Source organism: Pseudoalteromonas sp. JC3, assembly GCF_030291895.1.
Classification (GTDB): Bacteria; Pseudomonadota; Gammaproteobacteria; order Enterobacterales; family Alteromonadaceae; genus Pseudoalteromonas.
In genome coordinates, this window is record NZ_CP127855.1 from 3,740,433 (window position 1) to 3,764,237 (window position 23,805).

The window sequence follows — 23,805 nt, forward strand, 5'->3', positions numbered from 1 at the left end:
ATTAATGCTCTAACGATCTGAATTTTTCGCGTAAGTGGTTACGAATACCAATCGCTGTGATATTCAGTGCAATAATCACCGTAACCAGTAGGAACGCGGTTGCATAAACCAAAGGTCTAGCAGCTTCAACATTCGGGCTTTGGAAGCCAACATCATAAATATGGAACCCTAAGTGCATAAACTTACGATCCAAGTGAATATAGGGGAAGTTTCCGTCTAGTGGTAGTGTAGGTGCCATCTTTACTACACCAACCAACATCAGAGGAGCTACCTCACCCGCTGCTCGCGCAACAGCAAGAATAAGACCAGTCATAATTGCCGGACTTGCCATTGGTACAATGATCCGCCATAGGGTTTCAGCTTGAGTCGCACCAAGCGCAAGTGAACCATGACGCACTGAGCTTGGGATCCGAGACAGACCTTCTTCCGTGGATACAATAACCACAGGCAAAGTAAGGATAGCAAGTGTAAGTGCAGACCAAATCACACCTGGTGTACCAAATACAGGACTTGGCGCAGCCTCAGGGTAGAAAAGTTCGTCAATTGACCCACCTAGCATATAAACGAAGAATCCTAAGCCAAACACCCCATATACAATGGATGGAACACCTGCAAGGTTGATCACCGCGATGCGGATCATCTTAGTCACAGCGTTCTTTGCTGCATATTCATGAAGATAAATTGCGGCAATAACACCGAATGGGGTCACGATCACCGCCATCAGCATAACCATAAATACCGTACCAAAGATTGCAGGGAATACCCCACCTTCGGTATTTGCTTCACGCGGGTCATCGCTCACAAACTTGCTGATTTGCACTAAGTAGTGACCCACTTTGGCAAAAAAGCCCATGTCATTTGGAAACCAAACGTCCAACACTTGGTACAGCGGCAAAGTCACTTCTTCACCACGCATATCACGCACTACAACTTGGTCACGCTTTGCTTGCTTCCTTAGCTCAAATAAACGTTTTTCGAAGACTTTGTAATCTTCACGTAGCTCAGCACGGCGTGCATTTAACTCTGCTAACTTTTCCTCTGTCAGGTCATTACCGAGTTGATACGACTTTTCTTTTAAACGTAGACGTTCAAGCTCATAGTTAATGTGCCCGATTTCGCTATTTTGTAGATCAAGCGCCTCGTCATTAAGGTCAACGGCACGCTCAACAAGCTCATGTAACCTTTCTATCGGCTGGTCAGTTACTACTTTACCGTCTTCTAAAACGCGAGCAACATAACCATAGAAATTACCATTTTTACTACGCTCAAATACCGCTAATTCCGCTGGCGTAGACTGGCTTTTGATGTCTGTTGATAACACCCAACGGAAATCAAGTTCTACGTATTCACGGTTACCCGTTTTAATGAGTAAACGCTCGATTTGCTCGCTGTTGTAGCCTGAAAGGTCGAATCCAGCCGCTTCAAGGCGAGACTTCGGCACCATCTCGCGATCATATATTTCACCAATAACAGTCTGCTTAGCAACTGAACCGTCGAGATGCATTTCTACAACTTCTGATGGCCAAAAGAAGCTCAGTCCTTTCCATGCGATCATCGCAAGTAGTCCAATTACTGAAATCAAACTAATACTGACCGCGCCACCTGTCATCCAGATCCACGGAGAACCTGACTTAAACCACTGTTTTACCATGTCATGTCACTCCAATTACATTGAGCTGTACTTTTCACGCAGCTGCTGGCGAACAAACTCAGCAACGGTGTTAAATACGAAAGTAAAAATAAACAATACAAAGGCAGCTAGGAACAGGATGCGATAGTGAGAGCTGCCAACTTCAGACTCCGGCATTTCCACCGCAATGTTTGCAGCAAGCGTACGCATACCTTGGAAGATACTCCAATCCATAATTGGCGTGTTACCTGTTGCCATTAATACAATCATGGTTTCCCCTACGGCGCGGCCAAGACCCATCATTACCGCAGAGAAGATACCTGGACTTGCTGTCAGTAATACAACACGAACCAAAGTCTGCCACTGCGTGGCACCGAGTGCTAATGAGCCATTAGAAAGGTGCTTAGGTACGCTAAATACCGCGTCTTCTGCAATAGAAAAGATTGTAGGAATAACCGCAAAACCCATCGCGATACCCACGACTAGCGAGTTACGCTGGTCAAATGTTAGACCTAACTCATTGGTTAGATACTGACGCACATTACCGCCAAACAACCAAGACTCAATACCAGCGCTCATGGCAAATGAAATCCAGCCTACGATAAGCACAACAGGGATCAGTAAGATTGAATGCCAACCTTCAGGCACAACGTGTCTCACTTTTGCAGGTAACTTAGTCCAGCCAAATGCCGTTGCTATCATCGCGATTGGCAATAGCACCAATAAAGCAACCACGGCAGGTAGATGCGTTTCAATTAAAGGAGCAAGCCAAAGGCCCGCCAAGAAGCCCAAGATAACCGTTGGTAGTGCTTCCATTATCTCGACCGTTGGTTTCACCACGCGGCGTAATTCACTCGACATGAAATAGGCAGTGTAGATTGCTGACGCTAATGCAATAGGAACAGCAAACAACATGGCATAAAGCGCCGCTTTAATGGTACCAAATGAAATAGGCACTAATGAGAATTTCGACTCAAAGTCATCACTCGCAGAGGTTGATTGCCAAGTGTAAGCAGGCTCAGGATACCCTTCGTACCACACTTCTTGCCACAAAGCAGACCAAGTTACTTCTGGGTGTTCATTGTGTAGTTCTACCACCGTTAACGTATCATCGGCGAGTAACAAAGCCGCATTAGCACGTGGTGCTACCGCAAACTTTTGTACAGCTTTATCTGTGATTTTACCTTGCCATAAGTGCGCTTCACTGGTGGTGTAATATAGACCTAATTGACCATTTTCATTAGTCGTGAAGAAAGTACGACGATAATATTCACTAAATAGTTTGACCTGTTTGCTCTTTGGCGTCTCAAAAGAGCGGATTTTAGCAAACTGGCGTCCATCATCGGTATTGACTTCAAACCACTGTGAAACCTCACCGTTGTCGTTAGCAAGCATTAATGAGTTGGCGCCCGCTAGTAGGTTCATATCGACCAAGTTGGCATTTTCTTCATTTGCAGCAAGCAACTGGAATAACTCAACTTCAGAAGCATAGCGAGAATCAAAGACGTAAACTTGATTTGCTGAGCGAACAAATGTGCGCGACGTGTCTGGAGAAATAAGTAACTCATCAACGCGACCATCAATATCTAGCTCGGTACGCTCAACCACCCATTCAACCTCTCCAGTAAACATATTTTCTTCTGCAACAAAGGAGGCAAAAATCACACGTTTATCCGCAGTCTGTGCAACAACAGCGGTTTTGTCTTCGAAGTGACTAAAGGCGAATTTACGAATTGCTTGCCCTTGTTCATCAACAATCAGTTGCTTCGCATTAAGTGGATAACTTAAGCGAGGAGTTAAGACACGTTGATTTCCCGGAAAGCTTACCGTGAACATCGGCTTCACCAGTTGTACCTGACCGTTATCCAGACCAAATGCATATTGCCCTAAGAAAGGCGCACTTTCTGCAAATGCTGTAATATTACCGTCAAGTTCAACATCCAATGTATCTAGTAATTTACCGGCGCTTTCACCTTTTATCTGGTAATAATCTACCGAACCTCTGCTGCCGAGTAAGTACGCAATTTCCGTCTGTTCTTCTACCCCTACACCTAAATATGTTTTGTCTTGTGTAAGCTGAATATCCATACGCTTCTCAACCTTTGCCGATTCAAAGATTGGTTGAACAACATATAGTAAGTAGAAGAAGATAAGTAAAAGTGCGACTAATACCATTACTCCACCAGAAGTAATGCCAAATTGTGCAAACCTGTCTTTAAAGAGACGGCTTCTATCCGTTTTAAAGGATGGCTTTTGCGGATTTGAAGTCATCAATATACCCTTTGGTTTAAAAATTGAGGGCATTATATTTCATCAAGATGACAGTTGTGTTACACCCGAGACACAATTGCACTTTCTTCAATCGGTCTTGGCCTTCAAATTCATTATAAAAATAATGGAACTAATCGGCTCAAAAAGTACTCTGATTGTTAGCCTAGAGTAAATACAAAAATTCCGTTGCATTTCTTTACATTAAGTGTTTTTAGACACTGGACAAAGTAAGTTTTTAGACTAGTCTAAATCATGCGCCGAATTCGTTTTTTCGCCCACGGGCGCCACAAAAAAAGAGACATGATATGAAGCAGTTAATATTAACACTTATAGGTAAGGACCGACCGGGTCTCGTTGAGGAAATCTCTTCCACTATTCTTTCTAACCATGGCAACTGGTTAACCAGTAACTTAAGCCATCTTGCCGGACAATTCGCGGGCATCGTACAGGTTGAAGTTGCAGAAGAACATTTGCAAGAAATACAAGATGCATTGCATAAGTTGCCTGGTTTAGACGTTAGCGTTGAATCAGGCGAAAGCTTGCAAGTGCAGGATGAGCCAGACACATTAAATTTAATCATTACAGGCAACGATAGACCGGGAATTGTGCAAGAGCTTGCTACGGTTATTCGTCACAAAGGCGCAAACATCACGCATCTAACCTCAAAACAACGTAGTGCTCCAAACTGGGGACTGCCTATTTTCAGCGCTTTCGCAACCGTGACTTTACCTGCAGGTACGGTCAAGGAAAACGTAATTGAAGCACTCGAGTCAATCACCAGTGATTTGATCGTGGACATAGAAGAAAGCTAAAACCTTCACTATACTCATGATAGTTACATGACAAACACGACAGGCGCGTTGTGTTTGTCATAATTATGTCACACACCCTGCTTAAGCTGTAAAAATAAGCTGTACCTATGGAAAGAACCATGCAGGCCGTATCTCCAGAGCATAAAACTATCACGTACTTTGCCAAAGAATTAAGCTGGCTCTCTTTTAACGAACGTGTTTTACAAGAAGCCAAGGACCCAACCAACCCGATCATTGAACGGATCCGGTTTCTTGGTATATTTTCCAACAACTTAGACGAGTTTTTCCAAGTACGAGTTGCAGATGTAAAACGCCGTATCTTATTAAATAACCTTCCTGAAACGAATTTCGACGAAGACGAAGCACTGCTCGCCGACATTCAGAAGAAAGTGTTGGAACTAGGTAAAAAGTTTAATGCTATTTATGACCAGATCCTCATCGACTTAAATGAGCATCACATTCATATTAAGCAACCGGATGCGCTATCGGATTTCCATAAGAATTGGCTAGCCAACTATTTTAAAGACCAAGTACTACCTCACCTATTGCCAATGATGATTAACGAAAGTAAGGACTATTCAGACAATATCAATGACACCATGACCCACCTTTTTGTGGAGCTAAATGGTGAAAAGCAGCATCACGCTTTTTTGGAAGTCCCTACTGATCGCCTGAATCGTTTTGTCCAACTGCCGCCAGAAAAAACTCGTCGGCATAAAACGATTGTGTTGCTCGATGACGTTATTCGATTTTTTATAGCCGATGTGTTTAAGAGCTTCTTCAAATTTGAACGCATTGACGCCTATTCGATGAAACTCACTCGTGACGCCGAATACAACTTAGATGATGAGCTTGAAGAAGGCGTGTTAGATACCATGTCTAAAGGTCTCAAACAGCGCTTATATGCCGAACCAGTGCGCTTGGTATATGAAGAATCTATGCCGGAAGAAATGATCAAGCTGATGAAAAAGCGCTTAGGAGTGACAGGTCAAGATGCCATGATCCCAGGCGGTAGATATCGCAATTTTCGGGATTTTATTTCTTTTCCAAATGTTGGTCGCGGCTATCTAGAAAACAAGCCCCTGCCGCCGCTTAAAAGCGCAGCCTTTTCAAAATATAGCAGTGTCTTTCGCGCAATTTCAGTTCAAGATATCTTACTGTACTACCCCTACCATACCTTCAATCACATGCTGGAATATATCCGCCAAGCGGCGTTTGACCCCAGAGTGACGCAAATCAAGGTCAACATTTATCGTGTGGCAAAGCAATCTCGATTGATCGCTTCATTGATCAATGCAGCAAAAAATGGCAAAAAAGTCACCGTGATGGTTGAATTGAAAGCCCGCTTCGATGAGCAAAATAATATTGAGTGGGCAAAACTCATGAGTGAATACGGTATTAAGGTCATGATTGGCATACCAGCGCTTAAGGTCCATAGTAAGCTTTGTGTGGTTCACCGCAGAGAAAAAGGCAAAATCGTCAAATATGCACACATAGGAACGGGTAACTTCCACGAAAAAACGGCTCGGATTTATACTGATTTCAGTCTGTTTACCAAACACCCCGATATTACGGAAGAATGCGATAGCGTGTTTCGCTTTATTGAGAGTAGTTATCTACCGTTTAAATTCGAACACCTGATGATTTCCCCCATCAATGCACGCAGTAGAATTGTAGAGTTGATCGATGAAGAGATAACTCATGCAGAGCAAGGGAGAACAGGAAAAGTAACAATTAAAATCAATAATTTAGTTGACAAGCAGCTCGTTGATAAACTTTACGAAGCATCACGTAAAGGCGTCAAGATCCGCCTCATTGTGCGAGGTATGTGTGCCCTTGTACCAGGCCTTACACAGTTTAGCGATAATATAAAGATCATTAGTATCGTCGATCGTTTCTTAGAACACCCGCGAGTGATGATTTTCGATAATAACGGCGACCCCAAGGTGTATATTTCGTCAGCAGACTGGATGACCCGTAACCTCGACCACCGAGTTGAAGTAGGCACGCCTATTTATGCCGAGCATTTGAAGAAACTAATTATCGATATTATTGAACTGCAGTTTAAAGATCGCACCAAAGCCAGAATTATTGACGCCGAACAGAAGAATCTGTACGTTCGCCGAGGTAACCGTAAAAAAATTCGCTCTCAGATCGCGATTTATGACCATTTAAAAAAATGGGAGTTACACCAATTAAATGAAGCGAAAGAATAACCGTTGAGGAAGAATATATGCGCGACTACCCTTCTATTGCCGCAGTGGACTTAGGTTCGAATAGTTTTCACCTTGTTGTAGCAAGAGAAGTAGATGGTCGCCTTCAACTCCTCCATAAAGAAAAGCAGCGTGTGTACTTGGCCGCGGGCCTTGATGATGATTTTAATTTAAGTGACGACGCGATCGCCCGAGCATTAGATACCCTCTCGCAATTTGCGACGACACTACATGATTTTCCGAGAGAGTCCGTGCAAGTAGTAGCAACCTATACGCTGCGAAACTGCAAAAACCTTAATTATTTTCTCGCGAAGGCAAAACAAGTTTTTCCATATCCAATCAATGTGATTTCAGGCCAAGAAGAAGCTCGTCTTATTTACCAAGGGGTCGCCAACCATGAACATGATAGTCATAACCGTTTGGTTATCGACATCGGTGGAGGCAGCACAGAGTTGGTCATTGGTCAGCACCTTACACACAAACTGTTAAGTAGTCGCAATGTGGGCTGCGTAACCATGCAAAAAGCCTACTTTGCTGACGGTAAATTATCTGCAAAACGATTCAAAAAGGCAGAAATAAAAGCAGAACAACAAATTGAAAGTATTACCGCGAGCTACTTAAGACTCGGCTGGAATACCGTTATCGGTACTTCTGGTACCATTAAAGCGATTGCGGCCATGGTTCACGAACTCATTCAAGCCGATGAAATTACCCTGCCTATTTTGGAGCAAATTAAGCAGTTATTTATTGATGCAGGACACATAGACAACGTCTCCTTAAAAGCACTACCAGAGGAGCGAAAAACCAGTATTGCTGGCGGCCTTGCTGTATTGATAGCACTGTTTAGACAGTTAGGACTCGAGCGCATGCGCCTTAGTGAATATGCATTGCGAGAAGGTTTATTGTTTGAAATGCATCAAACCGACGAGTTTGATATTCGAACTCGCACAATTAACACGTTCAGCGATCACTATAATATTGATAAACAACACGCCGAAAATATTTGTGAAACCATCAAACTTTTTACCACTCAACTAAAAGCGCAATGGCAACTATCCTCTTATGATGTCGAAATGTTATGTTGGGCAGCAAAACTCCACGAAGTTGGGCTTGCCATTAACTCTTCTGGCATGCATAAACACGGTGCTTATATTGTCAGGCACAGTCAACTTCCAGGCTTTACTCAAGCCCAGCAATTAAGGCTAAGTGCACTTGTACGCTTTTATCGAAAAAAGATAAAAATGCCAGAGTTAACAGAGTTAATCGAAGAAGAGCTAATCCACTTCAACCGTATTTTGGCTGTGTTTCGTCTCAGCGTTTTAGTGAACCAAAAACGCCAACAAGACCAACTTCCAGAGCTCAGCATCACGGCTGTTGATAACGCCTTGATACTTCACATAGCAACTGAATGGCTCGAATCACATTCACTGTTTCAAGCAGATTTAGAGCAAGAACAAAACTACTTAAAAACAATAGGTATTCAATTTAACCTGAGCTTTGGATAAGTAATACCGATAGTTGGCTATTGGAAGAGAATTCGACGTCGTTAGAACTGAAACAGGTTGCTAGAAAGGCGCTAATTATCCACAGCTCAAGTTACTTACCTTCTCACATTGACAGGTGAGAGCTACTGTTCATCACCTGCCACAATAGAGAGGATTTCATCTGCATAAGCTCGACTAGAAAGCGCCATATCATAGAGATAATTGGTCGGTGTAGCAGGTCGAATGGCTTGTAAAATAAGCTCAGCTTCTCGCCAGTCATTGCGCTCAATTTCGAATGCTAAACGTAGCGCTCCACCAAGCAACCCTTGATAACTCAGTAACGCGCTGGAAAGCGAATCATCGAGAGAAAATTCTGCTGCTATCACAGCAAGATCAACATCAAGTATCACGTCAAGGATGGACATAAGACCAAGCAAATAGCCGGTTTCAGCCATTTCTTCGCCCCCTGGCATCAAAAATGTTTCCACAAACTTGGCACGAGTTAACCCCATTCTTGTCAGCTCACTGGGTTTATCTGAACCCAATTCGCTCAACGCGAGTACTTTAACAAACTGCCTAATTGCGTCTTCACCTAAATACACTACGGCCTGAGAGATAGACTTAATTTCTAACCTGTCTTCACCGGCTTTCGCGTTCGCCAGTTTTAGCAGTCGTGCGGTTAAACTCAGATCTTTACTTACTCTAGTTTGTATTTCTTTGAAGCATAAAGACTTTCTTGCTGTTGCTTGTAGCAGCTGAAACACCACCATTTTCGACGGTTCCACGTTGCCATGGTTGAGCATTTCAGGCTTGGCGAAAAAGAAACCTTGGAAAAAGTCTGCTCCAGATGATTTGATGATCTCGAACTCTTCTTTTGATTCGATACGCTCAACAATCACCTTAATATCTGGATACTGACGCTTGAGCTTTTTTACCGTCATATTGGTTTTTATAATTGGCTGCTCAACCTCTATTTTGACGAATTCCATGAGTGGTAACAACGGATCCCACTTTGACGTGCCATCGTAGTCATCTAGCGCAAAGCGGTAGCCTTTCTCTGTTAACTTAGTCACCGTATTCACCAGTGAAGGAATATTTTTAGAGCGCTCAACGATTTCCACCACAATTTTCTGTGGCGCTAATAAGCTAGGTAATTCCTGCAGCAAGGATTCGTCGGATAGGTTTATAAAGGCAAGCTGTCCCGCGGCCAAACGGTCTACGCCGATAAACATTAAGGAGTTAAAAAACATTCGCCCAGTCGCTTGCCCATCGCTCACCCCTACAGGGAAAGCATTGTTATCTGAGTCTCTGTAAAGCAACTCATAGGCAAAGACTTCTTGATCTGGCCGCAAAATGGCCTGTCGTGCAATATACTGCACTGCTGATTTACGTACTTCAGTCACCGGACCACTCATTAACATTCGTATCCTTTATTAAGTAAAAGGAAACCACGTATCATGGAGCGTATAATATGGTAACGCCCCGAGCAATAAAAAAGTTTCGCTATTTTACAACACTTATAACCAAAAGTTACCAACTTATTAAACTAAGTCCTTATAAAGAGTAGGCTTTTAATTCACAGAACGCCAGCGGCTTGCCTGTCTAAGAAAAGTTAAGCTAAGATGAGTGCATGAAGCAAGTTTTGATCGTCTGGTTATTCGCCTTTGCCGGTTTGACTAAGGCAGAACAAGTCCCCTACTTAAAATACAGTTTAAGTGGCTCGGGAAGCTTTTACCCTTATTTTACTCACAGCGAAGATGCGCCCGGGATCCTACCCGAAATGGTGGAAGCCATTTTGATAAAGGCAAATATCAAAGGCGAAAACTTACTTCTCCCAGCTAAACGTACTAACTTTTATTTAGAAAAGCAGCAAATTGATTTTGATATTATCAGCCCAGATTGGTTGAACGAACAGCAAAAGCAAGATGATAGATTTATCTATTCAGACCCCATTCTACCTATTAAAGAGTACGTTGTTACCCGTCAGTCCCAACCTCCAATACTAACCCTAGCGGGTATCGAAGTTGGCACAGTGAGAGGCTACTACTACCATGATGACCAACTATTCGAGCGAGTTGATTTCGCATCCGAAAAGGAACTACTTCAGGCCTTAAACTTACGGCGGATTGAGTATATTATCATTGGTGATTTACCCGCATTATATTGGTCAGAACAACTTGGTATTACTTTTAGCTTCAACCAGCTACATTCAGAAGGGATGTTGCAGCTACGCCTGTTAGCTAAGCATCAAGGATTACTTAAGCGGATAAATCAAGCTATCGCACAACTCAAACTCTCAGGTGAAATCGAAAAAATAGAACAGCAGTATATTTCCCAACTACCTATACACGCAAAAGGTGGCAGATAACCTCTGCTCTGGACATAGATCAAGTTATACGCATAAATTCTTCCCATAAATTGAGCATCAATTGACGCATTTGGTATAATGGCGCTTTTACAGCTTGGGAAATCATTATGACTATCGCTGCCGCGCTTGCTGAGCGCAGTAACAATCAATGTGAGCTATGTACCTCAACGGATGGTCTCGAAGTATACGAAGTACCACCAGTCGCCGAGGCGCATTCTGACAAATGTGTTTATCTTTGTAGCCAGTGCAAACCACAGGTTGAAGGTCAACAGGATTTAGAAGCCAACCATTGGCACTGTTTAAACGATAGTATGTGGAGCCAAGTTCCTGCCGTTCAGGTTGTTGCCTACCGTATGCTTAAACGCCTCGCGCCAGATAATGGTTGGGCTCAAGATGCATTAGACATGCTGTATCTAGAAGATGAGACTCGAGCATGGGCAGATCAAGCACTTGCAGAGGATGACGACCTTGTTCACCTAGACAGTAACGGGGTGAAACTGAACGCTGGTGACACAGTGACTTTGATTAAAGACTTGGATGTTAAAGGTAGTAGCCTAGTTGCAAAACGCGGCACTGCGGTACGTAACATTCGCCTCTCGCCTTCAAACCCAGAGCATATTGAAGGTCGTGTAGAAGGTCAAAACATCGTTATTTTAACGAAGTTTGTTAAGAAATAACTAGGCCCTAAGATAAACTGCTAAGTCTCTTCAATACTTTATCGACTAGGGCCTGTTGATCTTTGCTGTTTGATTTTTGTTCTCCTGAGTGTGTTTTGGTCGCGACGCTCGACTTGCCGCCTAGTAATCTAGGCAAAAGTTGAGCAACAATGAACAAAGCGCACTCAGGTGAACCCAAAGGGCAGCGCTTGATTAGCATTTCTACTGTGTTATCGCCTGACTCACATAGAATAACTATGCTACGCAGGCTCTGCCTTGTACAAATACCAATCAAACTGCTGCAAAAACAAACTTGAAAGGTAAACAGGCCCTAGATAACCTGAGCTGCGGATAATTAATGCCTTTCTAGCAGCCAGTTTTAGCGCTAACTGCGTTGAATTCACTTCCAATAGCCAGCTATTGGTGCGTAAATTCGCCTTGCCTACAGGATGTAGGTACCTTAGCGAGAGCAGGACGCGGAAGCGGTGTTTTCCCTAAAACTCTCTGGCTAGAAAAGGAAATAACTAAGCTGTTCTTTAGAAACAATGAGTTGGAACATTCCTTATCCAAACCTCAGGTTAGATAGCTTAGCAGTTTATTTTTACTATTCTTCTACTAATTGAATGCTGCGGTAAAACGCACCATCATCCTCAGCCAATAACGAAACCAGCTCAGGCAACACTTTATCCATGATTTTCTTTAAGGTCCAAGGCGGATTGATCACCATCATACCAGAAGCCGTCATGCCTCGTTCTTGTGTATCTGCGCGGGTGGCAAGTTCAAACACTTGAATATTACGCACTCCAGATTCAATCAGGCTCGACTCCATTGCATCAATGCGTTCACGGTCAACAACGGGATACCAGATCATATAGACGCCGGAATCAAACTTTTTGTGCGCTTTTATGATGCTTTTGACCGCAACATCATAATCGGATTTGATCTCATAAGGAGGATCCATTAGCACGCAGGCTCTGCGTGAAGCTGGAGGCACCAATCCTAATAGCCCTTTAAAACCGTCACTCCCAGTGACGCGCAGTGACTTTTTATGTGCCGTATTTTGCTTTAACAGCTCAAGATCTTTTGGATGTAGCTCAAAAAACCAACCGTTATCCTGACGACGTAAGAAGTGCTCCGCTACCTTAGGAGAACCGGGATAATGGCTTAATTTATCGCCTTCGTTAAATGATTTGATTAATGCAACATAATCGCTAATTGCCGACACGGATCCAGAATAATCCCACAGCTTAGCGATGCCTTGCAGATACTCCTGAGTTTTTTGTGCATCACTACTCGCTAGCTCAAAAAAACCAGCGCCAGAGTGCGTATCCACGTAATCGTACGGCTTATCTTTTTTAGCCATGTATGACAAAGCTTCTGCCAATACTAAATGTTTGATCACATCGGCAGGGTTTCCTGCATGAAAAGAATGTCGGTAACTGAGCATAACCCCGCCTTGATAAAAATAATAACAACACAGGTGAAATAAACCTGAGCTAAATTTGAGCAATGATTCATCAATTTTTAACTTTAGACTGAATCACTTCTGAACAAAATATTCCAATATCGGCATTATCTCTTAAAAGTTGAGAAAAATCAGCAGAAAGTCGCGTAAACACTAGCATCCTTAGCCGCTTTGTTTTACATTTGCATGACAAATCACAGTCATATGAGCGCATTTATGAATAACCAAGATCTCCAAAAACTCGACCAGTTGATTGACCAACTTTTGAGCCAAAATAACCAGTTAAAATCGGAAGTTTCGGCACTGAAAGAACAAAATCAAAAACTCATCGATGAAAATGAAACCCTACAGCTTGAAATGCTAGAAAGCGAAGAAAAGCAAAAAGAATTTAGTTCATCTTTATCTGGCCTACTTGATAAGTTGCAAACTCAACAGGCTAGCTAATGTCTGAGCAGAATAACCAAGTAACAGTGACGTTACTTGGCAAGTCACATCAATTTGCATGTGCGCCAGATCAAGAAGAAGCGCTGCATAACGCCGTAGCGCTTTTAGACCGACGTGTAGAAGAAATGCGTAAACGCTCAACCGTTCGCAATGATCACAATGCGTTACTACTCGCAGCCTTACACCTTTGTCATGATTTACAAGCATTGGAAGCAAAGCAACAGCAAGACGCAGAGTTCGTTTCCACGCTCATCGACAAGTTAGTGCTGCCTGCAGGCGAATAATGCCGACATACTGGAGCAACCCTATCTTATGTAGCATCTCTCTAGTTTGGGGTCTCATTCTATTGGCGGCGAGTTTTCAAAGTACTGCCGCCAATGCTAATCAGTTCCATAAAGTCAATGACGCGGTTTATTTTATCAAAGGAAAAGATAGCGCTTTACAGCCCAATCAAGCTTTAGTTATCGGCAAACAGTGTGCACTGTTGGCATCCATACATGGCGATCTTGTCACCACAGAGGCCTTGATCCACGAATTAGAAAAGCGCCTCACCGTTCCGCTTTGTTACGTAATCTCTTTGCATGCCGATATCAAACAAGACACCAGCATAGTGCTACTCAAGCATGCTTATCCAAATTTACAATGGCTAAGCCCAACGGCAACATCAGCCAACGCATTGACGACTGCCTTTCACGCACAGCTTGAGCTTTTTAACCAAAGCGTCATGCTTAGTGAAAATCGTATCGCGTCTCTAGAACCAAGTGAACGAACGAAGTGGCAAACCAAACTTGCACTGGCAAAAAGTAGGATTGCAACGTGGTCCAAGCTCGCCACACAAGCGCCATCAAGTAAAGCCATTGATAACGCGCCTACAACCGTGGAGCTAGGAGGTGTAGTGGTTGAGCTTACTCAAGTCACGGGCTTTAGCGGTCATGACATCAGTGTTTATCTGCCAAAATATCAAGGCTTGATAGCAGGTTATAGCGTGGATCAGATCCCACTTGCACATTTACCGCATACTACACAGTGGCAGCAAACTATTGCTCGCTTTAATAGCTATGCACTTGATTGGATATTACCTGCAACAGGAAAACCCTATCGTCCTGAAATGCTGAGCACTCCAGCACAATTTTTGGCTTTATTAGCGTTACAAGATAGTCAACAAGTGGTTGAAAAGATAAGCATTCTATATCCAAATAAACACATGCAGCAACGCGCGTTATTACAGTGGCAACACTTTCAGCAGCAAAGAAATTTTGAATAAAACTTAACCTCTCGGTATAGTTAAAGGATGAACAGAGTATTAATACAGCTAAGCGGGTTAATATTACTAACCATGCTCTCTGGGTGTAAAAGCAGTAGCAGTCCACAAGTGAGTAGGCAAGCCATTTTGTCGGCTCTCACACAAGTGCCCGTAGAAAAGCCAGTCATGCCTCCAGCTATAGTTGAGGTAAAACCACCCAAAGCCACTACCGTTAAAGCCCCCCTCAGAGACGATGATTTATGGCAACACATACGCCAAAAGCTCAGTTTTAATACTGCATCTCACCCAAGGCTTGATAAGCGCATAAAATGGTATTTATCACAGCCTAATTATCTCAATGTGGTAAATAAGCGCGCCGCCCCCTACTTTTATCACGTAGTAAAAAAGGTAGAGCGCAAAGGTCTTCCTGTTGAAATCGCATTACTTCCTTTTGTCGAAAGTGACTTTAGACCAAAGGCCAAATCGCAACAAAATGCTGTTGGAGTTTGGCAGTTAGTGGATGCCACTGCCTACCATTTCGGCATCAAGAAAGACGAATGGTATGACGGTCGACAGGATGTGTTAGCATCGACTGACGCCGCGCTTGATTATTTGCTGTATTTGCATGAACGCTTTGATGGTGACTGGCTACACGCGCTTGCGGCCTACAACACAGGTGAAGGGCGTGTCAAAAAAGCCATCGCAAAGAATAAAAAAGCAGGAAAGTCGACCCACTTTTGGCACTTAACATTACCAAAAGAAACCGCAGACTACGTGCCCAAACTCTTAGCGCTTAGCCACTTACTAAAAACCTCACCCAAGGGTTTTAAGATACCAAGTTTGCCCAACAAGGCCACTACGTCGATACTTGATATTGGACAGCAATTTGACGTCAATCAACTGGCAAAACTCAGTGGTATCAAAAAGCGTCAACTATACGCACTCAATCAAGGGATCTTAAAACATAGAAGCTCTCCAAACGGTCCACACAAAGTGTTATTGCCATTATCCGAGCAAGCATTATTGGAAAGTGCATTTTTCAGGGAAAACTTCAGCCAAGGCTACACTGTCAAAGCTAACGACACACTCTACCGCATCGCATTAAATGCGGGGATGAGTGTTAGTGCACTAAAAGCGCTGAACAATAAGCGCTCTGATTTGATCCGAGTTGGCGAAAAGCTATTAGTTTCCGAGAGTAATGAGCAGTTAGACTTACTCATCGACTATGACGTAAGCCCTTATATTAAAGAAATAAAAGCCAAGCCCATACCTCAAGTGGAACATCACCACACCATAAAACAAGGCGAGTCATTGTGGACTATCAGCCGTCACTACAAGGTCGCGGTAAAAGATTTATTAAATTGGAATTCACTCACGGCGCAGAGTCTATTAAAACCTGGCAAAGTGTTAATGGTGTTTTTACCAGCTCCTGCTGCACCAAAAAGCAATAAGACTCAACCAGCTAGCTCCTCAATCTCTAGCATTGAAGCGCTCCAATCAATACTGCGCCATGGCAAGCCAAAGCAAAGTGAGAGCCCAAATTAAAGGGATAGACTTGCGTCCAAGAAGCGCACTCACGTAAACTACACGCTTTACAGGTGGATGCTAAATGGCGTCACCGAATACTATTTATTTAAGGTTTACTTATGCAAATTGCAAAGAACACAGTGGTAGAGTTTCACTACACACTTCACGAAGGTGACAGCCAAATCGAATCAAGCAAAGAAGGCGAGCCACTAAACTACCTGCACGGTACTGAAGGCATGCTACCTGGTCTTGAAAGTGAACTTGAAGGTAAAACCGGTGGCGATAGCTTTACGGTAACCTTAACGCCAGAGCAAGCTTATGGCGAATATCAAGAAGGTCTAGTACAGCGCATCCCTATTAAGCACCTTCAAGGTCTTGGTGACAGCAAAGTTTGGAAGCCAGGCATGACTGCTATTGTCGATTCAAACCAAGGTCGTCATCAGGTTAAAGTAGTAAAGGTAGGACGCTTCAATGCGGATTGCGACTTAAACCACCCATTCGCAGGCAAAACATTAACGTTTGATGTTGAGATCCTTTCTGTACGCGAAGCAACTGCAGAAGAAATTTCACATGGTCACGTACACGCTGCTGGCGGCTGCGGACACTAATGATGAACCAAGTTGCCATCGTTACCGGTGGCAGCTTTGGCATTGGCGCCGCCATTGTCAACAAGCTGCTATCGCAACAATACACCGTTTATAACCTCGATATTCAGCCCAGTGAACAAGGGATTTTTCGCCATTGTGACGTCAGTAAAGTCGCCGATGTAAAAGCAACAATCGCAGATATAGTCGCAGAAACGGGGAAAATAGATGCGCTTGTTTCAAACGCGGGGAAACATCTGAGTGCAACAATCGAAGATACCGACGAAGCCACACTTGACGCCCTTTTTGCATTGAATGTGAAAGGCGCTTACGCTGCCATACAAGCCGTATTACCAAGCATGAAATCACAAGGTAGCGGTAGCATCGTATTGATGTCTTCGGATCAGGCAATTATTGGTAAACCTAACTCTTTCGCTTACAACCTTTCTAAATGTGCACTTGCTTCGATGGCGAAAACCACAGCATTGGATTACGCCAAATTTAACATTCGCGCGAATGCAGTGTGCCCTGGCACAATTGAAACTCCGTTATTCCATCATGCCATTGATAGTTACTGCGCGCGCAGCGGCGCTGATAAAGCAGAAATTGTTGCAGAAGAAGCCCAGTTGCAGCCATTGGGTAGATTAGGGCAACCGCAAGAGGTTGCAGCGCTGGTTGCTTTCTTGCTAAGTGAGGATGCGAGCTTTATCACAGGTAGCCTACAAAGCATTGATGGCGGTTATACTGCACAGTAAAAAAGGAATGCGTGATGAGTCTGAGAGTTATTGATAGCCACCTACACTTTTTCGATTTAGCGTTAGGACAATATTCTTGGCTCAAACACAACCCGCCCGCTTGGCCTAATCTGGAAAAAATAAGGCAGAATCATACCCTTACTAGTCTTCCCCAACATGCACAGTTTACACTCGAAGCCTTGGTGCATGTGGAAGCCGGTTTTGATAATCACAATCCCATCAACGAATTACATTGGTTAAATCAGGAACTAAGCAGCTTTCCTTTTAAAGCCGTCGGTTACGCCCCTATTAACGCAACGCCTGAGCAATTTAGTGCAGCCATAGCACAGTTAGCACATCCTCATCTCGTGGCGATAAGAGACATCACCGAAGGCAGTGATAGCCAACGTTTATCCGCGCCTTTCGTGCTCAAAAATCTCACCAGTCTTGCCGAGCACGGACTACATTTTGAGGCGCAATTAGAATTTAAACAAAGCGAAAAAGTCGACCTTTTATTACAACTTGCAGAACAAAAAGCTGACCTTAAAATCGTATTTAACCATGCAGGGTTTATTGACGCTAACAGCCCTTGTACAGATATATTAAGGCGCATTGGAGCGCTTAATAATGTCATGATCAAGTGCTCTGGCCACGAAATGTTAGCAAACCCACTCCCACTCTCTGAGTGGCTTACTCACTTAATCACACATGCGGGAGAAGAGAGCCTAATGCTAGGTTCGAATTATCCGGTTTCTCTTATGCAAAAAAGCTATTGGCAAATATGGCAGGATTATTTAGACGTGATAGGCATATCGTCAACTTGGCATAAACTCAGCCGAGACAATGCCAAAAGTTGCTATGGATTATGAGCGGATCTGGACGAGATCGTAAGCAACTAGCTCAGGTACTATGCGCTGTAGTTTTTCTTCCGTTTGATCTAAGGTGTTTAAGCACTCGCAATATTCTTCTGCTTTTTCTTCTAATTGATGGGCTTTTTTCTGCAGCGATTTATCTATCTCTTTCGAAATAATCTCCATGCGTTGTCCCATATCGTTAATGCGATCTTCGATATTCCCTTCGCGAGATTTAAATGCATCCCCCAAAGAGACTAAAATAGAGCCCAACGAACCATGAACAGCAGAGTGAATTTTTTGGCTGATCTCTTTAGTAAAAAAATCATCAATTTTAGAAAGTGACTGTGGTGCGATAAAAAAGAAATCATCTCCACGCTTAAACTTATCCATCAGCGCACGTTCAACGTATTGCAACTGCGTTTTGAGCACTTCGGGCTCTTTGTCGGACATTCCCTCAACCACCTGCTCAATCGCACTCAATCCGAGGTTGACGCCATCGGTTGCCAGATTTACCAGCTCAGGAACGGTATCCCGTATTCCTAAAGAGTACTCGCGCACAACTCTCTCCCCTTCCGGATCTAACTCAATCCAGCGACCTAGAATAAAGAGCTGACTATCATTGTTGATTTGGATTCGAGTCTGACCATCATCAACGATACGAATTTCGTTGTCGGTGATGATAAGACCATGCCCAAGTTCAACATCGCACTTATTTTTTGCATGTACGGAAGACGCCAATACGGCACAAGACAAGGCTATCGCGCTGAGTAATCGATTCATATGGCCTCCTGTGTGCAGAACGTAAGACGGGAAAGGGGTGCTTCAGGAGAGTACCAAAAGATCAAACAATCCCAAAGCCATTTTAGACGGATGAAAGTAACAAGCTATGTCTTACTGGCAATATTAGAGATCCATACCCGTCAGCATTAAAGGCAGTAGCAATACCACTAACTAAGGGCTATTGATAGTATCTCACTAACCTGACAAAGGCATCCGCAGTTTTAATAGTTGGATTATTTTTACCATCAGCAAACTGATACACCCAAGCAAACTGAGGTTGACTAGTCTGGGTCGTCGCAGACCAGTAATTATTACTTTTGGTCGTTGGAAATACCGTTATGTTTATCGCTGGAGTCACACACTCGTGATACACAATACTGGCAAGCTCTTTAACGTTAGGTACTTGCCAGTCTGTAAACCCTGCAAATTGGTCTTCGTTGGCAACCACCAATGCCTGCTGCCAAGTAAGTTGCTGAGCATTGTCTTCACAGCTTTGAGAAGTCGCGTTGTAACTTTGCCCAAAGTTGCAGCGCTGCCACATTAATCCCGTTTGGCTATCCAGCACTGTACCGTTGCTATTTATCGTATAACGGCTGGTATTGGAGCCAGTACCAACGCAAGTTTGCGCTTGGCAAACAGCCGTGAATGACAGAGTAAATAGTATAGTTGTAATAATTTTCATACCACGCTCCCTAAGGATTCCTAACCAACCTAACAAATGCGCTGCTAGACTTTTCTACTGCAAAATCATTGCCCGTATCCATGTCGATAACATAAGCCCTTCTCAGCGTGCCACCGGTACCATCTAAACTCGACTGCAAGGTCCAGTAATAGCGATGACCAAGTGTTGTTGTGCTAGGTAAGTTAGGGAAAAGCGCTTCATCTATCACCGCAGTACCTGCACTGCCGTAATCTAGTAGTCCAAGTAGTTCCATATAAGTTGGTAAGCGCCAATTGTTACCACCACAGTAACTTTGCTCTCCAACGGCAGGGTTATTTACTTCATCAATCAAAGCTTGAATACCACAGTGACTATCCTGCGGGCAGGTTGTATTTGCTGCGGCCTGCACACTCCCCTCGGCAATCGCTCCATCTACCTCAACATACCAGGTATAACTATTTTGTGCGTTGCGAGAAGAAGTGTTTGGTAATGTACCCGAACTCGCTTCTTTTACTTCCCAAATAAGTCCCGTGACGTTATCACGAACGCAAGCAAAGTCGGTAGCGTCATCAGGCAGTTCATCCGCAAAGCGATTTAGTTTGGTAAAGTCAAAACCTGCTCGACCACTGCCTTCTTTCGCCACCTGAGTGGCAAAATTATCACGCCCACGCTGTGCATCTTGAGCCGTAAACTGCGTCATACTACAGGTGATCACATCCGTATTGTTAAAACACGCGGTTTGGCCACTGTCGTTTAGTTTACCTAATGGCTTTTTCTCTATATCAATGCGCACGGTGTCGGTAGCTGAACGGTTTTGTGAGTCAGTAACGGTCAGCTCAAATTCCACTTGCGACAAAATATTTTGATCTGGTGCGTTAAAAGTTGTTGAACACCCGGTAACAGAACTTAATGCTACCTGAGTGCCAGACGTCACTTGCCGCCATACACACTGTTTCTGACCAGATACCGTATCACTGTTTGAACCATCAAGCGTGACCTCATCAAACTCTTGCACTTGCTGGTCGCTCCCAGCATCCGCCACTACTACATCCGAATTCTCAAGTAGCCCGAGGGTAAACTGGGTACTGGCTTGTCCGCCTTCATCATCGGTAACCGTCAACTGCCAGATTGACGCCTGAGAGGTAGCCAATAATGGGTGGACAAAAGATAAAGTAGCTGTATTCAAACCAATTGGCTGTATTGTTGTGGGACCACTCACTTGTTGCCATTGATAAGCAACCACTTGGCCATTTTCGTCTGGATCGGAGGAGCCTGCGCCACTGAGGACAATAGTATCTTTATATTTGGCTGGTAGTGTTTCCGGTGCAGTTTGGCTGATACTTGGTATAGGTAATTGGTTGTTAGATTTGATAGCAACCGTCACTTGGTCGCTTGCAAGACTGCCATCAGGCGCAACATAGTCAACCTGAATAAGTAAATTGACATCGGCTTTGATATCCGGTGCAACAAAAGCGGCTTGTTGCTCCGTAATTGGAAATTCACTGACGTTTGCACCAGAGATAACCTGCCAGTTAAAGGTGCCGCCAGCAGGTGATGCTTGAGCATTCAAGGTGACTTCTGTTTTTTCGGTCACTTGGATATCAGCACCCGCATTAACCGACGCACTGACTTGACTCGGTTCATCACTCCCAGAGCCTCCACCACAACCCGTTAATATTAGTGCAAGTACAACCCAACTTCCCTTGAATGCATTCATATTATTCCTTTTGAATTATAGATAACTTTCTTGATGTATCCGCACAAACAACTTAGTGCCAACTTTACTATAATCTACTTTGTATTCTCGACCATCTAAAGCCTGAATAAACAACAACCGCTTCACTTCACCAAACACATCAATACTCGAAACGTGGACGACTTCTAAATAACGCTCTTTAGCCTCTCTTCGATTTCTCGGCAGCTCTTCCTTAAAAGGCACCAAGCCGTTTGCAGTCACCTTGATTTTTGGGTGTGCTTCACCATTTACAATCACAAGATCTAACTTCTTCTCTTTGTGAATAATGGTATTACGCCCACTTTTAATATAGGCCGTTTCTAAGCTCATATTGGTGTATCCTGTTACATCTTCAGTAGGTGGTTTGTTCTTCTAACAATGCTTTTACCACCTCTTTAGGGTTAAGTTTCCAGCGGTTTAACATGACTGAAAATTGCCAAATATCCCTGTCTAAGGCAGTCGCGGGGATCAATAAATCATATCCCGTCACTGTCTTTAAATTATCCATCCGGTTTGCAAACATTGCCATTAAACCAGTATATTCTTTTCCCGCCTTGGAGCGAAAAACGGTTTCTTCTATCAACCATTCAGATGGGCAGTTGCCATTTTCGCAATGCATTTTAACAGCTTGTAAAAAAATATGCCGCTGCTCGATCAATAATTTACCCGCAAGTCGAGGTGTTAAATTTAATAAAAACGCATCAATATCATTAAGTTTAATACCAACTGCATTTAACTCAAGTGTTTCAACACCTTGTTGAACTTTGGGAATGCCGCTGGAGTGGAAGTTTACAATGGATAGCGGCCAAGCTCCATATTTATGCACATACCTAAACTCTTGTTCTGTAAAGTATAAACTAAAATATGGTTGCTGACTTTTAAGAAAGCCAACAAAAATAGCCACTAACATGGCACTGGCAAGAAATATTTCTACAATAGTAATAGCTGTACCACGCAAGTTGACAAAAAGCATGATAACAACCAAACCAATTGCACCAACCAGCATAAATTCAACGCCATTGCGGTCAGCGGTTGCACGTAGTTTTGCTTCAAGCATGGGTATACCAAGCATAAAAGATATACATGATGATCGCCCATGCGACTAATTTACGTATTGTGATGCATCGTTTACATGAATGACTGCGTTTCATAATATTTAATTTAGGTACAAACACTTAAATTGAATTACATTTTCGTTTAATGCACAAATTTACAGGATATGCCGTCGACTTTGTTAGCCTTTAATTTTGTAAACTAGAGACAAATTATAATCTGGGTCACTTTTATGCGTCATCAATCAGGAAAAGCACTGTTTCCTTTTATCATTGTAGTGCTAGTCGTCATCAGCGGCTATTTATATTTACCAGCCTCGGAAGGCAAAATGAGTGGCAACTCAGCACCCGTAACCTCCGTTCAAGCTCATACCGTAACTAAAGAGGAGCGTATTATTGCTGTTCACTCTATTGGTTCCGCCAGAGCAAATCAAGCAATCAACGTGAGTAGCGCCCAAAGCGACTATGTGGCAGCCCTCTTTTTCGATGACGGAGACGTAGTAAAAAAAGGTGACAAGCTAGTCCAGTTGCGTGATGCCGAAGAGAAGCTCGATATCGAAGCGCTGAAAGTGACGCTAAAGGAAGAAATTAGACAACTAAACCGCCTTAAAGACCTCGCAAAAACCCAATCGGCGGCTCGCTCTCAATTAGAAGCACAATCAGCAAAGGTTGACACCTTAACGGCACAATTGGAAGCCACCAAAACAAAACTCGCCGAGATGACCATTTATGCGCCATTCGATGGATTATTGGGTACTCGAAATATCTCTATCGGTAGCTTCGTAAACAACAATACTGTGATCACCACACTCGATGACATTAGCATCATCAAAGTGGATTTTCAGGTACCAGAAAAATACCTAGCGCAACTACAGCTTGGTATGCAAGTGAATGCACAAAGTGAAGCTTACCCAGAGCAACTATTTACCGGTAAGGTCTCCCATATTGACCCGCGTATTAATGAACAAACGCGCTCGGTACGAGTGACAGCAAGTTTCACCAATCTAGACCATAAACTCCGCCCAGGTATGCTACTACACATGGGATTGGAACTGGCTCGATTACAAGCCCTTGTGGTGCCAGAAAAAAGCATCATACCAAGACAAGATAAGCATTTTGTATTTGTCATTGACGACCAAGGTAAAGCGCAACAACGTGAAGTGCACCTGCAAACTCGCTTTAGCGGCTGGGTAGCTATCGATGAGGGGCTTACAGAGGGACAACAGGTGATCACGGAAGGCACCCTGAAGATCCGCTCAGGCTCAAAAGTTGAAATAAAGGGGTAAGGCGAC

At 43.5% G+C, this 23,805-nt stretch carries 23 protein-coding genes; 13 read left to right on the forward strand and 10 right to left on the reverse strand.

Annotated features, from left to right (window positions below; translation table 11 throughout):
• Position 1 precedes the first annotated feature (1 nt).
• Positions 2 to 1,651: a phosphate ABC transporter permease PstA gene (gene pstA / locus QSH61_RS16305; RefSeq protein ID WP_174170600.1), complete on the reverse strand. Its 1,650-nt coding sequence runs from the start codon at positions 1,649 to 1,651 to the stop codon at positions 2 to 4.
• 15 nt (positions 1,652 to 1,666) lie between these two features.
• Positions 1,667 to 3,901 carry an ABC transporter permease subunit gene (locus QSH61_RS16310; protein ID WP_174170599.1) on the reverse strand — a complete coding sequence of 745 codons (2,235 nt, stop codon included), beginning with the start codon at positions 3,899 to 3,901 and terminating at the stop codon, positions 1,667 to 1,669.
• Between the two features lie 305 nt (positions 3,902 to 4,206).
• Between QSH61_RS16310 and QSH61_RS16315 the strand changes: the two genes are divergently transcribed.
• The 3 genes from QSH61_RS16315 to QSH61_RS16325 all read left to right on the forward strand — a co-directional run bounded on the left by QSH61_RS16315 (position 4,207) and on the right by QSH61_RS16325 (position 8,431).
• Positions 4,207 to 4,713, forward strand: coding sequence for a glycine cleavage system transcriptional repressor (locus QSH61_RS16315; protein WP_010607154.1), 507 nt, complete (start codon positions 4,207 to 4,209; stop codon positions 4,711 to 4,713).
• Between the two features lie 119 nt (positions 4,714 to 4,832).
• Complete coding sequence (gene ppk1 / locus QSH61_RS16320) at positions 4,833 to 6,929, forward strand: polyphosphate kinase 1 (protein WP_174170598.1); 2,097 nt, start codon at positions 4,833 to 4,835, stop codon at positions 6,927 to 6,929.
• 17 nt (positions 6,930 to 6,946) lie between these two features.
• Positions 6,947 to 8,431, forward strand: coding sequence for a Ppx/GppA phosphatase family protein (locus QSH61_RS16325; protein ID WP_206473667.1), 1,485 nt, complete (start codon positions 6,947 to 6,949; stop codon positions 8,429 to 8,431).
• Positions 8,432 to 8,553: 122 nt separating this feature from the next.
• Here the strand turns inward: QSH61_RS16325 and QSH61_RS16330 are convergent, their stop codons facing one another.
• Positions 8,554 to 9,831, reverse strand: a complete 1,278-nt coding sequence (locus QSH61_RS16330) for an EAL and HDOD domain-containing protein (RefSeq protein ID WP_029215901.1) — start codon at positions 9,829 to 9,831, stop codon at positions 8,554 to 8,556.
• Between the two features lie 209 nt (positions 9,832 to 10,040).
• Here QSH61_RS16330 and QSH61_RS16335 point away from each other — a divergent pair, with 209 nt between their 5' ends.
• Positions 10,041 to 10,778 (forward strand): substrate-binding periplasmic protein, encoded by a 738-nt coding sequence (locus QSH61_RS16335; protein ID WP_174170596.1) that lies wholly within the window; start codon positions 10,041 to 10,043, stop codon positions 10,776 to 10,778.
• 107 nt (positions 10,779 to 10,885) lie between these two features.
• Positions 10,886 to 11,455 carry a PhnA domain-containing protein gene (locus tag QSH61_RS16340; protein ID WP_174170595.1) on the forward strand — a complete coding sequence of 190 codons (570 nt, stop codon included), beginning with the start codon at positions 10,886 to 10,888 and terminating at the stop codon, positions 11,453 to 11,455.
• Positions 11,456 to 11,462: 7 nt separating this feature from the next.
• On the opposite strand, the gene QSH61_RS24345 is transcribed toward QSH61_RS16340, so the two are convergent.
• Positions 11,463 to 11,654 carry a hypothetical protein gene (locus QSH61_RS24345; RefSeq protein WP_095728048.1) on the reverse strand — a complete coding sequence of 64 codons (192 nt, stop codon included), beginning with the start codon at positions 11,652 to 11,654 and terminating at the stop codon, positions 11,463 to 11,465.
• 384 nt (positions 11,655 to 12,038) lie between these two features.
• Complete coding sequence (locus tag QSH61_RS16345; RefSeq protein WP_102057574.1) at positions 12,039 to 12,881, reverse strand: 23S rRNA (adenine(2030)-N(6))-methyltransferase RlmJ; 843 nt, start codon at positions 12,879 to 12,881, stop codon at positions 12,039 to 12,041.
• A 234-nt stretch (positions 12,882 to 13,115) separates the two neighbouring features.
• Here QSH61_RS16345 and QSH61_RS16350 point away from each other — a divergent pair, with 234 nt between their 5' ends.
• The 7 genes from QSH61_RS16350 (at position 13,116) to QSH61_RS16380 (ending at position 18,300) form a co-directional block, all read left to right on the forward strand.
• Positions 13,116 to 13,343 carry a hypothetical protein gene (locus tag QSH61_RS16350; protein WP_010374211.1) on the forward strand — a complete coding sequence of 76 codons (228 nt, stop codon included), beginning with the start codon at positions 13,116 to 13,118 and terminating at the stop codon, positions 13,341 to 13,343.
• On the forward strand, positions 13,343 to 13,627 hold the full coding sequence (locus QSH61_RS16355) for a cell division protein ZapA (protein ID WP_010607148.1): 285 nt from the start codon (positions 13,343 to 13,345) through the stop codon (positions 13,625 to 13,627). The genes QSH61_RS16350 and QSH61_RS16355 overlap by 1 nt, the downstream gene beginning before the upstream one ends.
• Positions 13,627 to 14,607 (forward strand): hypothetical protein, encoded by a 981-nt coding sequence (locus QSH61_RS16360; protein WP_206473048.1) that lies wholly within the window; start codon positions 13,627 to 13,629, stop codon positions 14,605 to 14,607. The genes QSH61_RS16355 and QSH61_RS16360 overlap by 1 nt, the downstream gene beginning before the upstream one ends.
• Before the next feature lie 27 nt (positions 14,608 to 14,634).
• Entirely contained in the window at positions 14,635 to 16,131 is a 1,497-nt protein-coding gene (locus QSH61_RS16365) for a LysM peptidoglycan-binding domain-containing protein (RefSeq protein WP_502935074.1), read from the forward strand.
• Between the two features lie 101 nt (positions 16,132 to 16,232).
• On the forward strand, positions 16,233 to 16,721 hold the full coding sequence (locus tag QSH61_RS16370) for an FKBP-type peptidyl-prolyl cis-trans isomerase (protein WP_010607145.1): 489 nt from the start codon (positions 16,233 to 16,235) through the stop codon (positions 16,719 to 16,721).
• 2 nt (positions 16,722 to 16,723) lie between these two features.
• Positions 16,724 to 17,452 carry an SDR family NAD(P)-dependent oxidoreductase gene (locus QSH61_RS16375; RefSeq protein WP_174170635.1) on the forward strand — a complete coding sequence of 243 codons (729 nt, stop codon included), beginning with the start codon at positions 16,724 to 16,726 and terminating at the stop codon, positions 17,450 to 17,452.
• A gap of 14 nt (positions 17,453 to 17,466) precedes the next feature.
• Positions 17,467 to 18,300 (forward strand): amidohydrolase family protein, encoded by an 834-nt coding sequence (locus tag QSH61_RS16380; protein ID WP_206473046.1) that lies wholly within the window; start codon positions 17,467 to 17,469, stop codon positions 18,298 to 18,300.
• Here QSH61_RS16380 and QSH61_RS16385 read toward each other — a convergent pair.
• The 5 genes from QSH61_RS16385 to QSH61_RS16405 form a co-directional block, all read right to left on the reverse strand.
• Positions 18,295 to 19,065 (reverse strand): YggN family protein, encoded by a 771-nt coding sequence (locus QSH61_RS16385; RefSeq protein ID WP_174170592.1) that lies wholly within the window; start codon positions 19,063 to 19,065, stop codon positions 18,295 to 18,297. The genes QSH61_RS16380 and QSH61_RS16385 overlap by 6 nt on opposite strands.
• 178 nt (positions 19,066 to 19,243) lie before the next feature.
• Positions 19,244 to 19,747, reverse strand: a complete 504-nt coding sequence (locus QSH61_RS16390; protein ID WP_010607142.1) for an Lcl C-terminal domain-containing protein — start codon at positions 19,745 to 19,747, stop codon at positions 19,244 to 19,246.
• Between the two features lie 10 nt (positions 19,748 to 19,757).
• Positions 19,758 to 21,443, reverse strand: a complete 1,686-nt coding sequence (locus QSH61_RS16395; RefSeq protein ID WP_102057578.1) for an Lcl C-terminal domain-containing protein — start codon at positions 21,441 to 21,443, stop codon at positions 19,758 to 19,760.
• Positions 21,444 to 21,458: 15 nt separating this feature from the next.
• Positions 21,459 to 21,791, reverse strand: coding sequence for a hypothetical protein (locus QSH61_RS16400; protein WP_102057579.1), 333 nt, complete (start codon positions 21,789 to 21,791; stop codon positions 21,459 to 21,461).
• Positions 21,792 to 21,813: 22 nt separating this feature from the next.
• The gene (locus QSH61_RS16405) at positions 21,814 to 22,518 is read right to left on the reverse strand and encodes a DUF2982 domain-containing protein (RefSeq protein ID WP_017218431.1); all 705 of its coding nucleotides are present in this window, start codon (positions 22,516 to 22,518) and stop codon (positions 21,814 to 21,816) included.
• A 228-nt stretch (positions 22,519 to 22,746) separates the two neighbouring features.
• Between QSH61_RS16405 and QSH61_RS16410 the strand changes: the two genes are divergently transcribed.
• Positions 22,747 to 23,799: an efflux RND transporter periplasmic adaptor subunit gene (locus QSH61_RS16410; RefSeq protein ID WP_010607138.1), complete on the forward strand. Its 1,053-nt coding sequence runs from the start codon at positions 22,747 to 22,749 to the stop codon at positions 23,797 to 23,799.
• Positions 23,800 to 23,805: the final 6 nt, after the last annotated feature.